The following is a 17,500-nucleotide window of genomic DNA, read 5'->3' on the forward strand; positions in this document are numbered from 1 at the left end:
AACCACTTTTCCCCCCCACCAGGTTCTTCTTATGTTTTTTCTTGTCCTCCGGGGGGGGGTGGGCGCGGCTTTCACCCGACACCCGGACCGGCGCGGGGGCGCGGGGAACTGCGCGACCAGCCACAGACGGCCCGCAGACGAACGGAAACCCCGGGGCGCAGCCCCGAAGCGGGGTGCAGGGGCCGCAGGCCCCGCCCGGGGTCCGGGGGCGCAGCCCCCGGGAAACCCACCCACCCCAGCCCTCCCCCACCCCCGGAGGGTTTAGGGAAGGGGCGGGGTGGGGCTACTCACGTCGTACGACGGCGCCGCGCCCCCGGCCGGCGCTCGCTCGGGCGCGTCACGTGTTCGCCCGCCTCCACCGCCGCCACGCGGCGCGCCGCACCGAACTCCGCCAGCGCCTCCGCCAGCTTCAGCACCGACGGCTCGGGAGCCATGACGTCCACCCGCAGCCCGTGCTCCTCGGCCGTCTTGGCCGTGGCCGGGCCGATGCACGCGATCACGGTCACGTTGTGCGGCTTGCCCGCGATCCCGACCAGGTTCCGCACGGTCGACGACGACGTGAAGAGCACCGCGTCGAAGCCACCGCCCTTGATCGCCTCACGGGTGTCGGCCGGCGGCGGCGACGCGCGCACGGTGCGGTACGCCGTGACGTCGTCCACCTCCCAGCCGAGCTCGATCAGGCCCGCCACCAGCGTCTCGGTGGCGATGTCCGCCCGGGGGAGGAACACCCGGTCGATCGGGTCGAAGACCGGGTCGTACGGCGGCCAGTCCTCAAGGAGGCCCGCCGCCGACTGCTCACCGCTGGGCACCAGATCCGGCTTCACGCCGAACTCGACCAGCGAGGCCGCGGTCTGCTCGCCCACCGCCGCGACCTTGATGCCCGCGAACGCGCGCGCGTCGAGCCCGTACTCCTCGAACTTCTCGCGCACCGCCTTGACCGCGTTCACCGAGGTGAAGGCGATCCACTCGTAGCGGCCCGTCACCAGGCCCTTGACCGCGCGCTCCATCTGCTGCGGCGTGCGCGGCGGCTCGACGGCGATGGTCGGCACCTCGTGCGGCACCGCGCCGTACGAACGCAGTTGGTCGGAGAGCGACGCCGCCTGCTCCTTCGTACGCGGTACGAGCACCCGCCACCCGAAGAGCGGCTTGGACTCGAACCACGACAGCTGGTCGCGCTGGGCGGCGGCGGTGCGCTCACCGACCACGGCTATGACCGGCTGGTGCCCGTCCGGCGACGGCAGCACCTTCGCCTGCTTGAGGACCTGGGCGACCGAGCCGAGCGTCGCGTTCCAGGTGCGCTGGCGCGTGGTCGTGCCGGCGATCGTCACCGTCATCGGAGTGTCGGGCTTGCGGCCCGCCGCGACGAGTTCGCCCGCCGCCGCGGCCACCGTCTCCAGGGTCGCGGAGACGACGACGGTGCCGTCGCTCGCGCCGACCTCGGTCCAGCAGCGCCCGTCCGCACCGCGCGCGTCGACGAAGCGCACATCGGCGCCGCCCGAGGTGTCGCTGAGCGGGACACCGGCGTACGCGGGTACGCCCACCGCCGTCGCGACGCCCGGAACGACCTCGAAGGGGATGCCCTCCGTGGCGCAGGCGAGCATCTCGTCACCCGCGCTGCCGTCGAGCCCGGGGTCGCCGAAGACGGCACGGACGACCCGCCTGCCGGAGCGCGCGGCCTCCATGACAAGATTGGCCGCGTCCCGCAACACGGGGACACCTGCGGTGGCTGATGCCTCGTCAACTACCGTCAGCTGAGGCGTGTCCACACCTGCCCGCGCATGCGCGCGAACCACGTCGAGCACAGCCGGCTCGGCGATCAGGACATCGGCCGACGCCAGCGCTTCCACGGCGCGCAGCGTCAGCAGTCCCGGGTCCCCTGGGCCGGCACCGAGGAAGGTGACGCACCCGTGCGCGGAGACGGCGGGAAGGTTCGAGGAGTTGGTGGGGCTCAAAGTGCTCGCTCCCCCATAAGACCGGCCGCACCCTTGGCAAGCATCTCGTCCGCGAGTTCGCGACCGAGCGCCACGGCTTCGTCGTGCGACGCAGGTACGGGACCGGTGATGGACAACTGCACCAGCGTCGAGCCGTCGGTGGTACCGACGACGCCGCGCAGGCGCATCTCATGAACAACCTGTCCGTCGGCCAGAAGGTCGGCGTAGGCACCCACGGGTGCGGAACAGCCGGCCTCCAGGGCGGCGAGCAGGGACCGCTCGGCGGTCACGGCGACCCGGGTGTACGGGTCGTCGAGCTCGGCGAGCGCGGCGGCGAGGTCGGCATTGTCTGCCGTGCACTCGATCGCCAGTGCCCCCTGGCCGGGGGCGGGCAGCATGGTGTCGACCGGAATGAAGTCGGTCACCTCACCGATCCTGCCGATACGGCTGAGCCCGGCCGCGGCGAGTACCACCGCGTCGAGTTCACCGCTGTGCGCGAATCCGATCCGGGTGTCGATGTTCCCCCGGATCGGCACGGTTTCGATGGCGATGCCGTGGCTGCGCGCGTACGCGTTCAGCTGCGACATGCGCCGGGGCGAGCCGGTGCCTATGCGGACCGGACGGCCCTCGGTGGCGGCGGCCAGCTCGGTCAGGGTCAGCCCGTCGCGCGCCACCAGCACGTCGCGCGGGTCCTCGCGGACCGGCACGGCGGCGAGCACGAGGTCGTCGGGCTGCGCGGTCGGCAGGTCCTTGAGCGAGTGCACCGCGAAGTCGACGTCACCGCGCAGCAGCGCGTCGCGCAGCGCGGTCACGAAGACGCCCGTGCCGCCGATCTGCGCCAGGTGCTCGCGCGAGGTGTCGCCGTACGTGGTGATCTCCACCAGCTCGACCGGGCGCCCGGTCAACTGCCGTACGGCGTCGGCCACCTGGCCGGACTGGGCCATGGCGAGCATGCTGCGCCTGGTCCCCAGCCTCAGTGCTTTCTGGGTCATGACCGCCCTCGGTTCTTCGCGTCTCGGCTCTTGACGTCGACGTCGTTCAGGTCGGCCCGCGACACGGCGGCGACCGTCTCCGGGTCGAGGTCGAAGAGAGTGCGCAGCGCGTCCGCGTACCCGGCGCCGCCGGGCTCGGCCGCCAGCTGCTTGATCCGCACGGTCGGCGCGTGCAGGAGCTTGTCGACGACGCGGCGCACGGTCTGGGTGACCTCGGCGCGCTGCTTCTCGTCGAGGTCGGGCAGCCGCCCCTCCAGCCGCGCCACCTCGCCGGCCACCACGTCGGCGGCCATCGCGCGCAGCGCGACCACGGTCGGCGTGATGTGCGCGGCGCGCTGGGCGGCACCGAAGGCCGCGACCTCGTCGGAGACGATCGAGCGCACCTGGTCCACGTCGGCGGCCATCGGCGCGTCGGCGGAGGCCTCGGCGAGCGACTCGATGTCGACCAGGCGCACCCCGGGGATGCGGTGGACGGCGGCGTCGATGTCGCGCGGCATGGCGAGGTCGAGCAGGGCGAGCCGGACCGGCCCGGCCTGGGCGGGGATACGGCGCCGGGCGGCGGGCCGGACCCCGGTGGCGTTGTCGGCCCAACTGCCGTGCAGCTCAAGGGAGTCGGCGTCGACCGGCGCGCCCTGTTCGCGTACGGCCTCGGCCTCGGCCACCGCCGTGTACGCGGCGAGTCCGGCGCCGGCGGCGGCCGTCGCGGCGAAGTCGACGGGGCAGCCCTCGGGGACGGCGGGTGCCTGGCTCGCGGGAGCCGGGGCCTCGGCGACCGGGGCTCCGACCGCCTCGGCGACGGCCTCAGCCGTCAGGACCAGACCGGTCGCGCCCGTACAGGAGACCGCCACGTCGACTCGTGTCAGTTCGCGCGCGACCTCGGCCATCGCCACGGCGCGGGCGGGCGTGCCCGACTCGTTGAGGATCTCGGCCAGGCGCTCGGCGCGGGCGGACGTGCGGTTGGCGACGATCACCTCGCGCACTCCGGCGCGCGCCAGCGTCGCCGCGGCCAGCGAGGACATCGAGCCCGCGCCGATCACCAGGGCGCGCTTGTCCTTGGCCCAGCTCTCCACCGGCACGCCGACGGCCAGCTGCTCCAGGCCGAAGGTGACCAGGGACTGCCCGGCCCGGTCGATGCCGGTCTCGCTGTGGGCGCGCTTGCCGACCCGCAGGGCCTGCTGGAACAGGTCGTTGAGGAGCCGGCCCGCGGTGTGCAGCTCCTGGCCCAGGGCGAGCGTGTCCTTGATCTGGCCGAGGATCTGCCCCTCGCCCACGACCATCGAGTCCAGCCCGCACGCCACCGAGAAGAGGTGGTGGACGGCCCGGTCCTCGTAGTGCACATAGAGATACGGAGTGAGCTCCTCCAGACCGACGCCGCTGTGCTGGGCGAGCAGCGTGGAGAGCTCGGCGACGCCCGCGTGGAACTTGTCCACGTCCGCGTACAGCTCGATCCGGTTGCAGGTGGCCAGGACCGCCGCCTCGGCGGCGGGCTCCGCGGCCAGGGTGTCCTGCAACAGCTTGACCTGCGTGTCCGCGGAGAGGGAGGCCCGCTCCAGGATGCTGACGGGGGCGCTGCGGTGGCTGAGGCCGACGACCAGGAGGCTCATGCCGGCATCACGGCGGGCATGTCCCCGTCGGGTCCCTTCCGGTCCACGGCCGCGCCGCCGCGCACCGCGGGCGTCACTACCTCAGAGCCACCGCCGGCCTCGGCCGCGGCCGCGTCCTCACCGGCCTTGCGCTGCTCGTGGAAGGCGAGGATCTGCAGCTCGATGGAGAGGTCGACCTTGCGTACGTCGACGCCCTCGGGCACCGACAGGACCGTCGGCGCGAAGTTCAGGATGGAGGTGACCCCGGCGGCGACCAGGCGGTCGCAGACCGGCTGCGCGGCGCCCGCCGGCGTCGCGATGACGCCGATGGAGACCCCGTTGTCGCTGATGATCTTCTCCAGGTCGTCGGAGTGCTGCACCGGGATCCCGGCGACGGGCTTGCCCGCCATCGCGGGGTCCGCGTCGATCAGCGCGGCGACCCGGAAGCCGCGGGAGGCGAACCCGCCGTAGTTGGCGAGGGCCGCGCCCAGGTTTCCGATGCCGACGATGACGACGGGCCAGTCCTGGGTGAGGCCGAGTTCGCGTGAGATCTGGTAGACGAGGTACTCGACGTCGTAGCCGACGCCCCTGGTCCCGTAGGAGCCGAGGTACGAGAAGTCCTTGCGCAGCTTCGCGGAGTTGACCCCCGCGGCCGCGGCCAGCTCCTCGGAGGAGACCGTGGGTACGGAGCGCTCCGACAGTCCGGTCAGCGCACGCAGATACAGCGGAAGCCTGGCGACGGTGGCCTCGGGGATTCCTCGGCTACGGGTCGCCGGTCGGTGAGTTCGGCCAGTTGCCACGGTGCTCCTGCGGGATGAGCGAGGCAGGCGGCCATGTGTCCCAGGACCGCCCCGTCGAATGCAGGCTATGCCTTTGTGAACGCGTGCACAAAGATGGTGTCCGCTTTGTCCGAGCAAAGTGACCGGGCTCACGCGAACCGGCGCCGATTTCCGGGAACCGACAGCGAAGTCGACCCGTTGAGAACCCGAAGGGGGCAAAACCGTACACACCTCTCCACGATGTCACCCCCGAACGCGACAAAACGACCTCGATGGTAACGGCAACTACCGCTGATCACCCACTCGATCACGGGGTCGATCACAGGGTCGCGGTTGCACGGGCGCACACGAGCGGCCACAGCCGCCCCACCCGCCTCACGCGCCCACCGCACTCCTGAGGCGCGCGGGGTCCACGCGCCAGAAGGTGTGCTGCGCGCCGTCGACCAGGACGACCGGAATCTGCTCCCAGTACTCGCGGTGCAGCGCCTCGTCCTGAGTGATGTCCTTCTCCTCCCACGCCGCACCGGTCTCGGCGCACACGCTCTCGACGACGGCCCGGGCGTCGTCGCAGAGGTGACAGCCGGGCTTGCCGATGAGCGTGACGAGCGGCGGGGCGGACCGGTCGGACCGGCCGGGGCTCTGCGGGGACTTCCCCCGACGGAAGAGAGGACTCATGAGTCCATTCTCCGCCCAAGCGGAAGCGCGGGGCGGCACGAGCGGGACCGATCCGAATCGGCCCGGGCCGACCCGGACCACCCGAGCCGGACCGACCCGGACCGCCCCGGACCGACCGAGCCGGACCGACCCGGACCGACCCGGACCGACCCGGACCGACCCGGACCGATGACGCTCGACCGCCATATCGGCCGGTTCATCGGCGGGTTTAACAGTCCGGCCCCGGAGAGTTCACACGGCGGCATCCCGGCGTGTCGGAGGGGACCGAACAGACTGGCTATGCTCACGACATGGCCGTACTGGGATGGCTCACCCCGCGTAGGCGCTCGGCGACAGCCCGCAGCGTGCTGGCCGGCGAGGCCGCAGCCGAGGCAGCCCGCAAGTCCGAACAGCAATTGGCGCAACTGGCGGAGGCGGAAGCCAGAAAGGCGTCCGCGACGGATTCCGCATCCCTCTCCTCCCCGTCGGAACCGGAATTCCCCGTCGTCGGGGACGACCTGGCCGCCGCCTTCTTCGACCTCGACAACACGGTGATGCAGGGCGCGGCGATCTTCCACTTCGGGCGGGGCCTGTACAAGCGGAAGTTCTTCCAGCGCCGCGACCTGGCGCGGTTCGCCTGGCAGCAGGCGTGGTTCCGGCTGGCCGGGGTCGAGGACCCCGAGCACATGCAGGACGCGCGCGAGAGCGCCCTGTCGATCGTCAAGGGCCACCGCGTCTCCGAGCTGATGTCCATCGGCGAGGAGATCTACGACGAGTACATGGCGGACCGCATCTGGCCCGGCACGCGCGCGCTGGCCCAGGCGCATCTGGACGCGGGCCAGAAGGTGTGGCTGGTGACGGCGGCGCCGGTGGAGACCGCGACGATCATCGCGCGCCGGCTCGGCCTGACGGGCGCGCTCGGTACGGTCGCGGAGTCCGTGAACGGCGTCTACACCGGCCGCCTGGTGGGCGAGCCCCTGCACGGCCCGGCCAAGGCGGAGGCGGTACGCGCCCTGGCGGCGGCGGAGGGCCTGGACCTCACGCGCTGCGCGGCGTACAGCGACTCCCACAACGACATCCCCATGCTGTCCCTGGTGGGCCACCCCTACGCCATCAACCCCGACGCGAAGCTGCGCAAGCACGCGCGGGCGAGGGAGTGGCGCCTGCGTGACTACCGCACGGGCCGCAAGGCGGCGAAGGTCGGCATCCCGGCGGCGGCGGGGGTCGGCGCGCTGGCAGGCGGCACGGCGGCAGCGGTAGCCCTGCACCGCCGCAGGCGCTGAGCCGACGCCCCTGCTTGGGCTGCGTCTTTCACCTGCGGGCCGGTGGGGGCTGGTCGCGCAGTTCCCCGCACCCCTAAAAGCGCTGGCCGGTGGCCGGGTGCGCGTGGCGGAGCCGCACATGTCACAGCCCCGCGCCCCTGAAAGCCCGGCCGGTGGTCGCGTGCGAGTCCGTCTGGGCTGAGCGCGCAGTTCCCCGCGCCCCTGAAGCGCCCCTCCGGGGCGCCCCGGGGATGCCGCGCAGCGGCATTTAAGGGGCGCGGGGAACTGCGCGACCAGCCACAGCGGGCCCGCAGACAAACAGGGTCCCGGGGGCGGAGCCCCGCCGGTGGTCGGGCCCGCGCGGCGGAGCCACAAATGACACAGCCCTGCACCCCCCGGGGATGCCGCGCAGCGGCATTTAAGGGGCGCGGGGAACTGCGCGACCAGCCACAGCGGGCCCGCAGACAAACAGGGGCCCGGGGCGAAGCCCGTAGGCGGCGTGCAGAGGCCGCAGGCTCCGCACACGGGGGCCGGGGGCGTAGCCCCAGGGAAGCCCGCCTCAACCCCCACCCACCCCCGGAGGGAAGGGGTGGGCCGGGGCCGAACCAGGCCCCCTACCCGAAGGGAACCCCCACCAGTCCCCCACCCCCCACCCGGCCACATCCCACCCCCCAACCGATCAACATCGATCACCAACCCGCCACCACCCGCTCACACTCCGCAACCCAATCCGCCCCATAGACGTAACAGAAGCGACGGAATCGACGATTTGAGCAACTGGGTGTAGTGCTCCCTGCACGAAGCGTTATTCTCCTCAAACGCATACCGGAACCCACACATCGCCACGGCGGGTGAACGGTCCCGCACTGCACGTGATGGAAGCTCTGCCTCTGGGAGTCCCGTGTACCCACACGTCGGGGTTGACGCCTCGGGCCTGGCTACGCTGCGCGCAGCGGTCGTCGACCGTCTGCGCGTCTTCGTCCCCACCGCGTACGCCACCGCCCCCGCCTTCGCCACCGCCTCACCCGTCGGTGCCTGCTACGCGCTGGCAGACGGCGGTGCCGCGGTCGGAAGACGGAGCGGCGGCCGCAGCACGGGCACGTCCGCGACGCCGACCGCCCGCCGCCCCAGCGCGGACAGCGACAGCGCCCGCATGATGGACCTCGTCGAGCGCGCCCAGGCGGGCGAGGCCGACGCCTTCGGACGCCTGTACGACCAGTACAGCGACACGGTGTACCGGTACATCTACTACCGCGTCGGCGGCAAGGCCACCGCCGAGGACCTCACCAGCGAGACGTTCCTGCGCGCCCTGCGCCGGATCTCCACCTTCACCTGGCAGGGCCGCGACTTCGGCGCCTGGCTGGTCACGATCGCGCGCAACCTGGTCGCGGACCACTTCAAGTCGAGCCGTTTCCGCCTCGAAGTGACCACAGGCGAAATGCTCGACGCCAACGAAGTGGAGCGCTCGCCCGAGGACTCCGTCCTGGAGTCCCTCTCCAACGCCGCGCTCCTCGAAGCCGTACGGAAACTCAATCCGCAGCAGCAGGAGTGCGTCACGCTGCGCTTCCTGCAGGGCCTCTCGGTCGCCGAGACCGCCCGCGTCATGGGCAAGAACGAGGGCGCCATCAAGACCCTCCAGTACCGCGCCGTGCGCACCCTCGCCCGGCTCCTCCCCGAAGACGCCCGCTGATTCCGCTGACCCCGCTGACCCCGGAGGCCGTGCAGGCCTCCGGGAGGACCGGCCCGACTCACCTTCGGTGAGCGCTCAGTGGTGCCCTGATCACGCTGTGGTCCGATCATCCTTCGTCCGTAACCCAAGTGCCGCGTCCGTCGTTGTGCCGGATGCAGGCTCCCTGTGGTCACGCGATGTCCACCTCCGCTCACTCGATCGTGTGGATGTGCTCAAGGCGTGCAACCTTCCAGGCCCCTTGGGGAGTCGACCGTGATGACGAGAGGAGGTGCCGCCAGTGATCGCGAACGTATCGGCGCACCGGCGGGCGAACGCCTTCGCCCAGGCCCTGGAAGAAGCCTCGGCGGCCCAGCAGCCCCCCGCCACGCCGGACGCCCCGGTCGAACAGACGGCGGAAGCCGACCTGTTGACCTTGGCGACCGTCCTCGGCGAACTGCCGAAACCGGAGCTGGACCCACAGGTGAAGGTGGAGCAGCGGGCGCTGCTCGTGGCCGCCATGGAGCAGATGTTCGCTTCGGGTGGCGCCGCCGACCCTCTGGTGCCCGAGCAGCGGACCGGCCGGGGCGCCCACCGGGCGGTCCCGCTCCGGAAATTGCGCCCCCGCTCCCGCTGGTCGAAGGGCATCGCCGCGGGCGGCCTCAGCATCGGTGTGGCCGCGGGCGCGTTCAGCGGCGTGGCCGCTGCCAGCTCCGACGCCCTCCCCGGTGACTCGCTGTACGGGCTGAAGCGCGGCATGGAGGACCTCAAGCTCAACCTGGCGGACGACGACGCCGACCGCGGCCGGATCTACCTCGACCAGGCCTCCACCCGGCTCAGCGAAGCCCGCCGCCTGATGGAGCGGGGCCGCGCCGGCGACCTCGACCACGAGCAGCTGAGCGAGGTCCGCCGCACGCTGAGCGGTATGCAGCACGACGTGAGCGAAGGCCACCGACTGCTCCACGCCGCGTACGCCAAGGACGGCTCGCTCAGCCCCATCGCCACGCTGTCGTCGTTCGCCTCGGCGCACCGCGACAGCTGGAGCAAGCTGCGAGGCAAACTGCCCACGCAGCTCACCGACGTCGGCGACCAGGTCACCTCCGTCTTCGTCGCCATAGACCAAGAGGTCGAGCCGCTGCGTTCGATGCTCCCCCCGGCCAAGACGAAGACCCATGGCCGTACGGACACGACGCACCAGGGCGAGGCGAGCCACACGGCCCGCCCGGCCCCGGCCTCCTCGGCCCCGGCGCACGGCACGGCGGGCGGCGGCACCAGGCCGCAACCCTCCACCCCGGGCACCAAACCGAACGAGGGCCTGCTCGGCGGCAACACCGGCGGCCGCCTCGACCCCCCGTCGAAGAGCACCCCCCCGACGTCCGGCACCACCCCGGCCAAGCCGCCGGTCCCGGACGTCACCCTGCCCCCGCTCCTGCCGGGCCTGCTCCCGGGCCTGGGCATCGACGGCGAGGGCGCGCCGAAGTAGCCGGAGGCGTATGTACGTGTGTGGGGCGCCGGTGGTGAACCGGCGCCCCACACTCGTACAGCTGTCAGAAGAACACCGACCGCCGCTGCACCAGCAGCTTGTACAGCGTGTGCTGGATCTGCTCCCGGACCTGGTCCGTCAGGTTGAACATCAGCATCGGGTCCTCCGCCGCCTCCGGCGGATAGCCGTCGGTCGGGATCGGCTCGCCGAACTGGATCGTCCACTTCGTCGGCAGCGGCACCAGACCGGCCGGCCCCAGCCACGGGAACGTGGGCGTGATCGGGAAGTACGGGAAGCCGAGGAGACGGGCCAGCGTCTTGGAGTTGCCGATCATCGGGTAGATCTCCTCGGCCCCGACGATCGAGCACGGCACGATCGGCGTCCCGGCCCGCAGCGCGGTGGACACGAACCCGCCCCGCCCGAACCGCTGAAGCTTGTACCGCTCGCTGAACGGCTTCCCGATGCCCTTGAAGCCCTCCGGCATCACCCCGACGACCTCGCCCCGCTCCAGGAGCGCCTGGGCGTCCTCCGCGCAGGCCAGGGTGTGCCCGGCCTTGCGGGCCAGCTCGTTGACGACCGGCAGCATGAACACCAGGTCCGCCGCGAGCAGCCGCAGGTGCCGCCCCGCCGGATGGTGGTCGTGCACCGCCACCTGCATCATCAGCCCGTCCAGCGGCAGCGTCCCGGAGTGGTTGGCGACGACCAGCGCCCCGCCCTCGGCCGGGATGTTCTCGACGCCCTTCACCTCCACCCGGAAGTACTTCTCGTAGAAGGGCCGGATCAGGGACATCAGGACCTGGTCGGTGAGCTCCTTGTCGTAGCCGAACTCGTCGACCTCGTACTCGCCGGTGATCCGCCGCCGCAGGAACGCGAGCCCGCCCGCGACCCTCCGGTCCCAGCCACCGCCCGCCCGCTCCGGCGAGTCCTTGCCCGGCCGCCCGCCGTCCTGCAGGGCGCCCTTCTGCGGCGGGACCGCCTCGGCGGCCTCCTGCGGCCCCCGGCCGCCCTGCCCGCCCTCGGGGCCCTGACGCCCCTGGGAGACGGTCTGCTGGCCCGGCAGGGCGCTCACCGGGGCGGGAGCCGCCTCGGCAGCCCCCTCCGGGGCCGCGCCCCGCCGCCCGCCGGGGCGGCGGCGCCCCGGGCGCTGCGCACCGCCGCGCGAGCGATCGTCGTCGAACGGAATGACCTTGGCGTCCGCCATCGTGGGTGAGCTCCTCATTCCGCGCCGGGAGTGGACAAAGTGGAAGCGGACCGTCCGGCGAACGGCCGGAAGGGCAGCGCCGCCACCCCGTCCACGGCCCTCGCCAGCGTGTCCGGCGGCAGCAGCCCGGGACCCCGGCTGCGCGCGAAGTCGGCGAACGTCCCCGCCGTCGTGTACTTCGGCTCGAACCCGAGCGTCTCGCGCATCTGCGTGGTGCTCACCACCCTGCCGTGGGTGAGCAGCCTGATCTGCTCGGGCGAGAAGTCGCTCACGCCGACCGAGCGCAGCGCCGAGCCCACCCAGCGGACCGCCGGCAGCAGCACCGGCACGGTCGGCCTGCCCAGGCGCCGCGAACACTGCGAGAGCAGCAGCACGCCCTCCCCGGCCACGTTGAAGGTGCCGCTGTTGAGCGTTCCGCGCCGGGGCTCCTGCGAGGCGATGCGCAGCACGTCGATGACGTCGTCCTCGTGGACGAACTGGAGCCGCGGGTCGTAGCCGAACACGGTCGGCAGCACCGGCAGCGAGAAGTACTCGGCGAGCGGCGAGTCCGCGCCCGGCCCCAGGATGTTCGCGAACCGCAGCACGCACACCGCCACATCGGGCCGGCGCCGCGCGAAGCCGCGCACATACCCCTCGACTTCGACGGCGTCCTTCGCGAAGCCGCCGCTGGGCAGCGACTTCGGCGGGGTCGTCTCGGTGAAGACGGCCGGATCGCGCGGGGCCGACCCGTAGACGCTGGTGCTCGACTTCACCACCAGGCGCCGCACCGTCGGCGACTTCTGGCACGCGCCGAGCAGCTGCATGGTGCCGATGACGTTGGTTTCCTTCACGGACGTCCGCCCGCCGGCCCCCAGCGGCGTGCCGGTCACGTCCATGTGGACGACGGTGTCCACGGCGTGCTCCGCCAGCACGCGGGCGATGGCGGGCTGCCGTATGTCCGCCCGTACGAAATCGGCTCCGCCCAGATGATGGCCGGGCGGCACGGCGTCCACGCCGATCACCCGGTCCACTTCCGGATCACGCTGGATGCGCCGTACGAGACGGCCTCCGAGCTGCCGGGCCACTCCGGTGACGAGCACGACCTTCCCCAAGATCAGCGCCTTCCTTTGGCCTGAGATGCACCCTGAGCGCCACCGTAGCGGCTGGACGTTGCCCGGTGATGACCGCGTGGTCGCGCGAGGCGGGAAACCTGCGCCGAAAGGGCGTACGGGATATGCGGCCGGAACGCACCGCAGCCCTCCCACCAGGACGGTGGAAGGGCTGCGAATTCACGTACAGCTGCCGCTTACTTCTTGTTGCGACGCTGAACGCGGGTGCGCTTGAGCAGCTTGCGGTGCTTCTTCTTAGCCATCCGCTTGCGCCGCTTCTTGATAACAGAGCCCACGACTACCCTCGCTCACTTCTCTTCACTCGGTGCGGGGCGTCTGGGCCCACACGACCTACGAGGGGCTAGCCTACCCGCCAGAGCGTCGAGGTCGTAACCGAGGGGATCGTCAGGCTGTCTCCACCCCCACATAGGACTCTCGGAGGTACTCGTGAACCGCCTGTTCCGGGACCCTGAACGACCTGCCCACCCGGATCGCCGGCAGATGACCGCTGTGCACCAACCGGTACACGGTCATCTTCGACACTCGCATCACCGCGGCGACTTCTGCCACGGTGAGGAACACGACCTCGTTCAGAGGCCTCTGATCAGCAGCCATGACCCACCTGTACCTTCCGCACCCGACGCGCACCGGCTTCCCCTCCGGTGACTCTTCGTCGCTGTGCGCTCACTCCCCAGACTAGGGGCGGGTGGTGCGAGTGGGGAAGAGGAGCTGCCAACGGCCGCCTACTGTGACAGACACGCTCGATTGAGTACATAGCGAGTAAGCGGCCGGTAGTAATCAGACCGCACAGCGTCATCAAGCGGAACGGCTACGGACACCCGCCCCTCGGCCTCTCCGACGAACAGCGCGGGATCGTCCGTATCGGCCAGGCCGACCGCCTCGATACCCAGCTGACCTGCCCCGCAGACCCATCCGTGGTCCCCCACGACGAGGTCCGGCAGCCGCCCCCGCAGGGTCGCGGCGGCTCCCAGAGCCACCCGAACCGGCAGCGGTGAATGGGTGTGTGCGCCGGCCTCACTCCCGGCGCTCCGCGCGCCGGGTTCCCGCACCAACGCGACTCCTCGTACGTAGTCAAGGTTGTACGTACGTACCCCGAACCGGGTCGTTATGTCGACACATCGCCCCTGCGCGGGGGTGAGGACATCACATCCGGCCGCCGACAAAGCGTCCGCGAGAGCGGCGTAGAAGGCGAGCAGCCGGTGCGGATGCCCGGTTCCGAAGAGTACGGCGCCGCGCCGCGCGGCCACGTCCTGGATCCGGGCGGCCAGCGCGTCGAGCCCGGCGAGCGTCCGCTCCGGGTCGATCACATCGGGCCCGGTCACATGCGCCGGATCCGGGCTCACCCCGCACTTGTCCGCCATGAGCCGCAGCAAGTCCCGCTCGCCCCACCCCCATTCGGGGTCCAGGCCCAGCGTGACGCGCGGGTCCCGGGCCGCGAACAGCCGATAACTGCGCAGGCTCTCCTCCCGCGACGTGGCCACAGGCCCGGCCAGCCGCGCGGCCAACAGATGCGCCCGCAGCGCCCCGGTGCTCAACACCCCCCGATGCTCCCGCAGGAGAGGACCCGGGGGGCCGAAAACCGGACAGAGTACGCACAGTTGGCGTAACGCCCCCGGCCCCTGGCCCTGAAGGGACGCGGAGACCTGCGCGACCAGCCACACACCGAAGGGGCGGGGCGGGGAATCCCCCTACGCCAACAACCCCCGCAACGGATACACCGCCCGCCGCGTCGCCAGAACCGCCTGATCCAGCCGGTCCGCCGGGTCGTATCCCGACTCCCAGTCACGCCACAGCACCACCCGCCCATCCGTCATCCGCCCCGGCCCCAACTGCCGCGTACGAGCGAACACCTCGTCCCGCCAGGACGAAGGGATCACCGACGCCGGCGGCACCGGCGCATGCCCCGCGACCCCCACCAGATGCGTCCACGAGCGCGGCACCACGTCCACCACCGCGTACCCCCCGCCCCCCAGGGCCACCCACTTCCCGCCTGCCACGTGCTCGTGTGCCAGCGCGTGGCACGCCTCCTGCACCGCCCGCTGGGCGTCCAGCGAGACCGCCAGATGCGCCAGCGGGTCCTCGAAGTGCGTGTCCGCGCCGTGCTGCGTCACCAGCACCTGGGGGCGGAACTCGGCCAGCAGCTCCGGCACCACGGAGTGGAAGGCCCGCAGCCACCCCTCGTCCCCGGTCCCGGCCGGCAGCGCCACATTGACGGCCGTCCCGTGCGCGTCCGTCTCCTCCGGCCACCCCGTCCCGGGGAACAGCAGCCGGGGATGCTCGTGCAGCGAGATCGTCATCACCCTGGGGTCGTCCCAGAACGCCGTCTGCACCCCGTCCCCGTGGTGCACGTCCACATCCACGTACGCGACCCGCTCCGCCCCCAGCTCAAGGAGGCGGGCGATCGCCAGCGCCGCGTCGTTGTAGATGCAGAAGCCCGCCGCCCCGCCCGGCATCGCGTGGTGCAGCCCGCCCGCGAAGTTCACCGCGTGCGCCGCGTCCCCGCGCCACACCGCCTCGGTGGCCCCCACGGACTGCCCCGCGATCAGCGCGGACGCCTCGTGCATCCCGGCGAATGCGGGATCGTCCACGGTCCCCAGCCCGTACGACTGGTCGGCATGCGTGGGATCCGCCGAGGCGGCCCGCACGGCCGCCACATAGTCCTCGCGGTGGACGAGCCGCAGCGTCGAGTCCCCGGCGGCCGGCGCGGCCACCACATCGACCGCCTTGTCCAGCCCGTACGCCCGCACCAACCCCATGGTCAGCGAGAGCCGTACCGGATCCATCGGATGGCTCGGTCCGAAGTCGTACGCCGTGACGGCGTCATCCCACATCAACAGTGCGCGGCCGCTCATGCCCGCCACCGTATCGGGCGCCCTCCGCGCCGAACGACCGGGCGTACACGAGCGTCAGCAGGACCAGCACCATCGGCACCAGCATGGCGCCCCGGTAGCTCCACGCGTCCCCCAGCCCGCCGACCAGCGGCGACCCGACGAGGAACCCCACGTAGTTGAAGATGTTGAGCCGCGCGATCGCCGCGTCCGAGGCGTGCGGGAACAGCCGCCCGGCCGCCGCGAACGTCTGCGGCACGATGACGCAGAGCCCGAACCCGAGCAGCGTGAACCCGAGCATCCCCACCCACGGCCCCGGCGCCACCGCGACCACCGCGAACCCGGCACCCGCCATCACGGTCCCCAGCCGCACCACGGCCACCGCCCCGAACCGCCGCACCCCCAGGTCCCCGACCGCCCGCCCGAGCAGCGCCGTGACCATGTAGACGTTGTACGGGACGGTCGACAGCTGCTCGGAGCTGCCGAGCACGTCCTGGAGGTACTTCGCGCTCCAGTTGGAGACGGTCGAATCACCGATGTACGCGAAGGACATGACCAGGCAGAGCGGCAGCAGCAGCCGGAAGACGAGGGGCTTGCCGCCGTCCGCCGCCGGCTCCGCCTCCACCGGCTCCCCGTCCACGTACCACCGGCTCCCGGCCAGACACACCGGCACCATCACGGCGACGATCGGCAGATACGAGACGAACAGCGAGAGGTCCCAGTGCGCCCCCACCCAGGCGAGCGAGGCCCCGATGATCCCGCCGAGGCTGTACGCGGCGTGGAAACCGAGGATGATGCTGCGCCCGTAGGCCCGCTGGAGGCTGATCCCCAGCATGTTCATGGACGCGTCGAGCCCGCCGACGGCCAGCCCGAACACCCCGAGCGAGACGGCTGCCTGCCACATCCGGTCCCCGGCCGCGACCCCGAGCAGCGCCAGCATCACCACCGGCTGCACCCACCGCAGCACCGTGCTCGGCGGTACCCGCTTCACCAGGTACTCAGTGGTGACGCTCCCGGCCCCGGCGAGGATCGGCACGGCGGCGAGGAACACCGGCAGCAGGCCGTCGGATATCCCGTACTGGTCCTGGATGGCCGGAATCCGGGTCACCAGGAGCGCAAAGGCGATGCCCTGCGCGAAGAAGCTCAGCGCGAGGGAGCCGCGGCCGTGCCGCAGGCGCGCGTCTGTCATGGCCGCGGACCGTGTCATGGCCGCAGAGCTTAGGCCCGTGACCTACTCCTGGGTAGATGGATCACCCGAGCAATTCGCGCAGCTGTGCCATGTCGGAGAAGAACTCCGTGGAGCCCTGGAGCCGCTCCTGCGGCGTCATGGCGGTGAACCCGTACACGTCCATCCCGGCGGCCAGGGCGGCCTGCACCCCGAGCGGGCTGTCCTCGACGACGGCACACCGCTCCGGCGCGACGCCCATGCGCTCGGCGGCGTACAGGAACAGATCCGGCGCCGGCTTCCCGCGCCCGACGTCCTGCGAGGAGAACACCCACTCCTCCTCGAACCACTCGTCGAGCCCGGTCGTCCGGTGCCCGACCCGGATCCGCTCATGACTCCCGGACGAGGCGACGCAGTACGGCACCCCGTCGGCCACCAGCTTCGCGAGTACGTCAGCGGCCCCGGCCACCGGCTGGAGCTCCCGCTCGAAGGCGGTGAAGACACGGCCGTGGAACGCGTCGTCGAAGTCGGCGGGCAGCGCCTGGCCGGTCCGCTCCTGGATCAGCTCGTGGACGCGGTGCATGGCGGAGCCCATGTAGTCGCGAATGGATTCCTCGTACGAGGTGGGAAAGCCCAGCTCGGTCAGGTACCCGGCGAGGATGGTGTTCGAGATCGGCTCGCTGTCGACGAGCACGCCGTCGTTGTCGAAGATGATGAGGTCATAGCGCATGGCTCGACCCTAAACGGCGGTAAACGCAGAAAAGCCCCGTACCGGAATCCGGTACGGGGCTTTTCCCAAAATTTGTTCGGCGGCGTCCTACTCTCCCACAGGGTCCCCCCTGCAGTA

At 71.7% G+C, this 17,500-nt stretch carries 16 protein-coding genes; 3 read left to right on the forward strand and 13 right to left on the reverse strand.

Annotated elements, in window-relative coordinates:
- Window positions 1-287: 287 nt before the first annotated feature.
- The 5 genes from AB0G17_RS36680 to AB0G17_RS36700 all read right to left on the reverse strand — a co-directional run bounded on the left by AB0G17_RS36680 (window position 288) and on the right by AB0G17_RS36700 (window position 5,960).
- Window positions 288-1,952, reverse strand: coding sequence for a uroporphyrinogen-III synthase (locus AB0G17_RS36680; RefSeq protein ID WP_361392414.1), 1,665 nt, complete (start codon window positions 1,950-1,952; stop codon window positions 288-290).
- On the reverse strand, window positions 1,949-2,923 hold the full coding sequence (hemC, locus tag AB0G17_RS36685; protein ID WP_361392417.1) for a hydroxymethylbilane synthase: 975 nt from the start codon (window positions 2,921-2,923) through the stop codon (window positions 1,949-1,951). Before hemC ends, AB0G17_RS36680 begins: the two co-directional genes overlap by 4 nt.
- Window positions 2,920-4,527, reverse strand: coding sequence for a glutamyl-tRNA reductase (locus AB0G17_RS36690; protein ID WP_361392420.1), 1,608 nt, complete (start codon window positions 4,525-4,527; stop codon window positions 2,920-2,922). Before AB0G17_RS36690 ends, hemC begins: the two co-directional genes overlap by 4 nt.
- Entirely contained in the window at window positions 4,524-5,306 is a 783-nt protein-coding gene (locus AB0G17_RS36695) for a redox-sensing transcriptional repressor Rex (protein WP_361392423.1), read from the reverse strand. The genes AB0G17_RS36690 and AB0G17_RS36695 overlap by 4 nt, the downstream gene beginning before the upstream one ends.
- Window positions 5,307-5,660: 354 nt before the next feature.
- Window positions 5,661-5,960: a glutaredoxin family protein gene (locus tag AB0G17_RS36700; RefSeq protein ID WP_361392425.1), complete on the reverse strand. Its 300-nt coding sequence runs from the start codon at window positions 5,958-5,960 to the stop codon at window positions 5,661-5,663.
- A gap of 290 nt (window positions 5,961-6,250) precedes the next feature.
- Between AB0G17_RS36700 and AB0G17_RS36705 the strand changes: the two genes are divergently transcribed.
- From AB0G17_RS36705 to AB0G17_RS36715, 3 genes are all read left to right on the forward strand, one after another.
- Window positions 6,251-7,222 (forward strand): HAD-IB family hydrolase, encoded by a 972-nt coding sequence (locus AB0G17_RS36705; RefSeq protein ID WP_361392428.1) that lies wholly within the window; start codon window positions 6,251-6,253, stop codon window positions 7,220-7,222.
- A gap of 880 nt (window positions 7,223-8,102) precedes the next feature.
- Window positions 8,103-8,891 carry an ECF subfamily RNA polymerase sigma factor, BldN family gene (locus tag AB0G17_RS36710; protein WP_361392431.1) on the forward strand — a complete coding sequence of 263 codons (789 nt, stop codon included), beginning with the start codon at window positions 8,103-8,105 and terminating at the stop codon, window positions 8,889-8,891.
- A gap of 277 nt (window positions 8,892-9,168) precedes the next feature.
- Entirely contained in the window at window positions 9,169-10,350 is a 1,182-nt protein-coding gene (locus AB0G17_RS36715; RefSeq protein WP_361392434.1) for a DUF5667 domain-containing protein, read from the forward strand.
- Between the two features lie 64 nt (window positions 10,351-10,414).
- Here the strand turns inward: AB0G17_RS36715 and AB0G17_RS36720 are convergent, their stop codons facing one another.
- The 8 genes from AB0G17_RS36720 to AB0G17_RS36755 form a co-directional block, all read right to left on the reverse strand.
- Window positions 10,415-11,551, reverse strand: a complete 1,137-nt coding sequence (locus AB0G17_RS36720) for a lysophospholipid acyltransferase family protein (RefSeq protein ID WP_361392437.1) — start codon at window positions 11,549-11,551, stop codon at window positions 10,415-10,417.
- Between the two features lie 14 nt (window positions 11,552-11,565).
- On the reverse strand, window positions 11,566-12,642 hold the full coding sequence (locus AB0G17_RS36725; protein WP_361392440.1) for an NAD-dependent epimerase/dehydratase family protein: 1,077 nt from the start codon (window positions 12,640-12,642) through the stop codon (window positions 11,566-11,568).
- Window positions 12,643-12,836: 194 nt separating this feature from the next.
- Complete coding sequence (locus AB0G17_RS36730; RefSeq protein WP_003948845.1) at window positions 12,837-12,935, reverse strand: AURKAIP1/COX24 domain-containing protein; 99 nt, start codon at window positions 12,933-12,935, stop codon at window positions 12,837-12,839.
- 109 nt (window positions 12,936-13,044) lie between these two features.
- Window positions 13,045-13,254, reverse strand: coding sequence for a helix-turn-helix domain-containing protein (locus AB0G17_RS36735; protein ID WP_123975194.1), 210 nt, complete (start codon window positions 13,252-13,254; stop codon window positions 13,045-13,047).
- 128 nt (window positions 13,255-13,382) lie between these two features.
- Entirely contained in the window at window positions 13,383-14,198 is an 816-nt protein-coding gene (locus tag AB0G17_RS36740; protein ID WP_361392443.1) for a phosphatase, read from the reverse strand.
- 150 nt (window positions 14,199-14,348) lie between these two features.
- Window positions 14,349-15,512: an acetoin utilization protein AcuC gene (locus tag AB0G17_RS36745; protein ID WP_361392446.1), complete on the reverse strand. Its 1,164-nt coding sequence runs from the start codon at window positions 15,510-15,512 to the stop codon at window positions 14,349-14,351.
- Entirely contained in the window at window positions 15,481-16,677 is a 1,197-nt protein-coding gene (locus AB0G17_RS36750; protein ID WP_361392449.1) for an MFS transporter, read from the reverse strand. The genes AB0G17_RS36745 and AB0G17_RS36750 overlap by 32 nt, the downstream gene beginning before the upstream one ends.
- Before the next feature lie 61 nt (window positions 16,678-16,738).
- Entirely contained in the window at window positions 16,739-17,383 is a 645-nt protein-coding gene (locus AB0G17_RS36755; protein WP_361392452.1) for an HAD family hydrolase, read from the reverse strand.
- Window positions 17,384-17,500 lie beyond the last annotated feature (117 nt).

The sequence above is a fragment of the Streptomyces sp. NPDC023838 genome, from assembly GCF_040639555.1.
In the GTDB taxonomy this organism is placed as follows: domain Bacteria; phylum Actinomycetota; class Actinomycetes; order Streptomycetales; family Streptomycetaceae; genus Streptomyces.

What these genes read in the sequence shown, in the direction of transcription:
- hemC (WP_361392417.1), bottom strand. Translation starts at nt 2,923, where the DNA reads ATGACCCAGAAAGCACTGAGGCTGGGGACCAGGCGCAGCATGCTCGCC.
- AB0G17_RS36690 (WP_361392420.1), bottom strand. Translation starts at nt 4,527, where the DNA reads ATGAGCCTCCTGGTCGTCGGCCTCAGCCACCGCAGCGCCCCCGTCAGC.
- AB0G17_RS36700 (WP_361392425.1), bottom strand. Translation starts at nt 5,960, where the DNA reads ATGAGTCCTCTCTTCCGTCGGGGGAAGTCCCCGCAGAGCCCCGGCCGG.
- AB0G17_RS36705 (WP_361392428.1), top strand. Translation starts at nt 6,251, where the DNA reads ATGGCCGTACTGGGATGGCTCACCCCGCGTAGGCGCTCGGCGACAGCC.
- AB0G17_RS36720 (WP_361392437.1), bottom strand. Translation starts at nt 11,551, where the DNA reads ATGGCGGACGCCAAGGTCATTCCGTTCGACGACGATCGCTCGCGCGGC.
- AB0G17_RS36735 (WP_123975194.1), bottom strand. Translation starts at nt 13,254, where the DNA reads ATGGCTGCTGATCAGAGGCCTCTGAACGAGGTCGTGTTCCTCACCGTG.
- AB0G17_RS36745 (WP_361392446.1), bottom strand. Translation starts at nt 15,512, where the DNA reads ATGAGCGGCCGCGCACTGTTGATGTGGGATGACGCCGTCACGGCGTAC.
- AB0G17_RS36750 (WP_361392449.1), bottom strand. Translation starts at nt 16,677, where the DNA reads ATGACAGACGCGCGCCTGCGGCACGGCCGCGGCTCCCTCGCGCTGAGC.
- AB0G17_RS36755 (WP_361392452.1), bottom strand. Translation starts at nt 17,383, where the DNA reads ATGCGCTATGACCTCATCATCTTCGACAACGACGGCGTGCTCGTCGAC.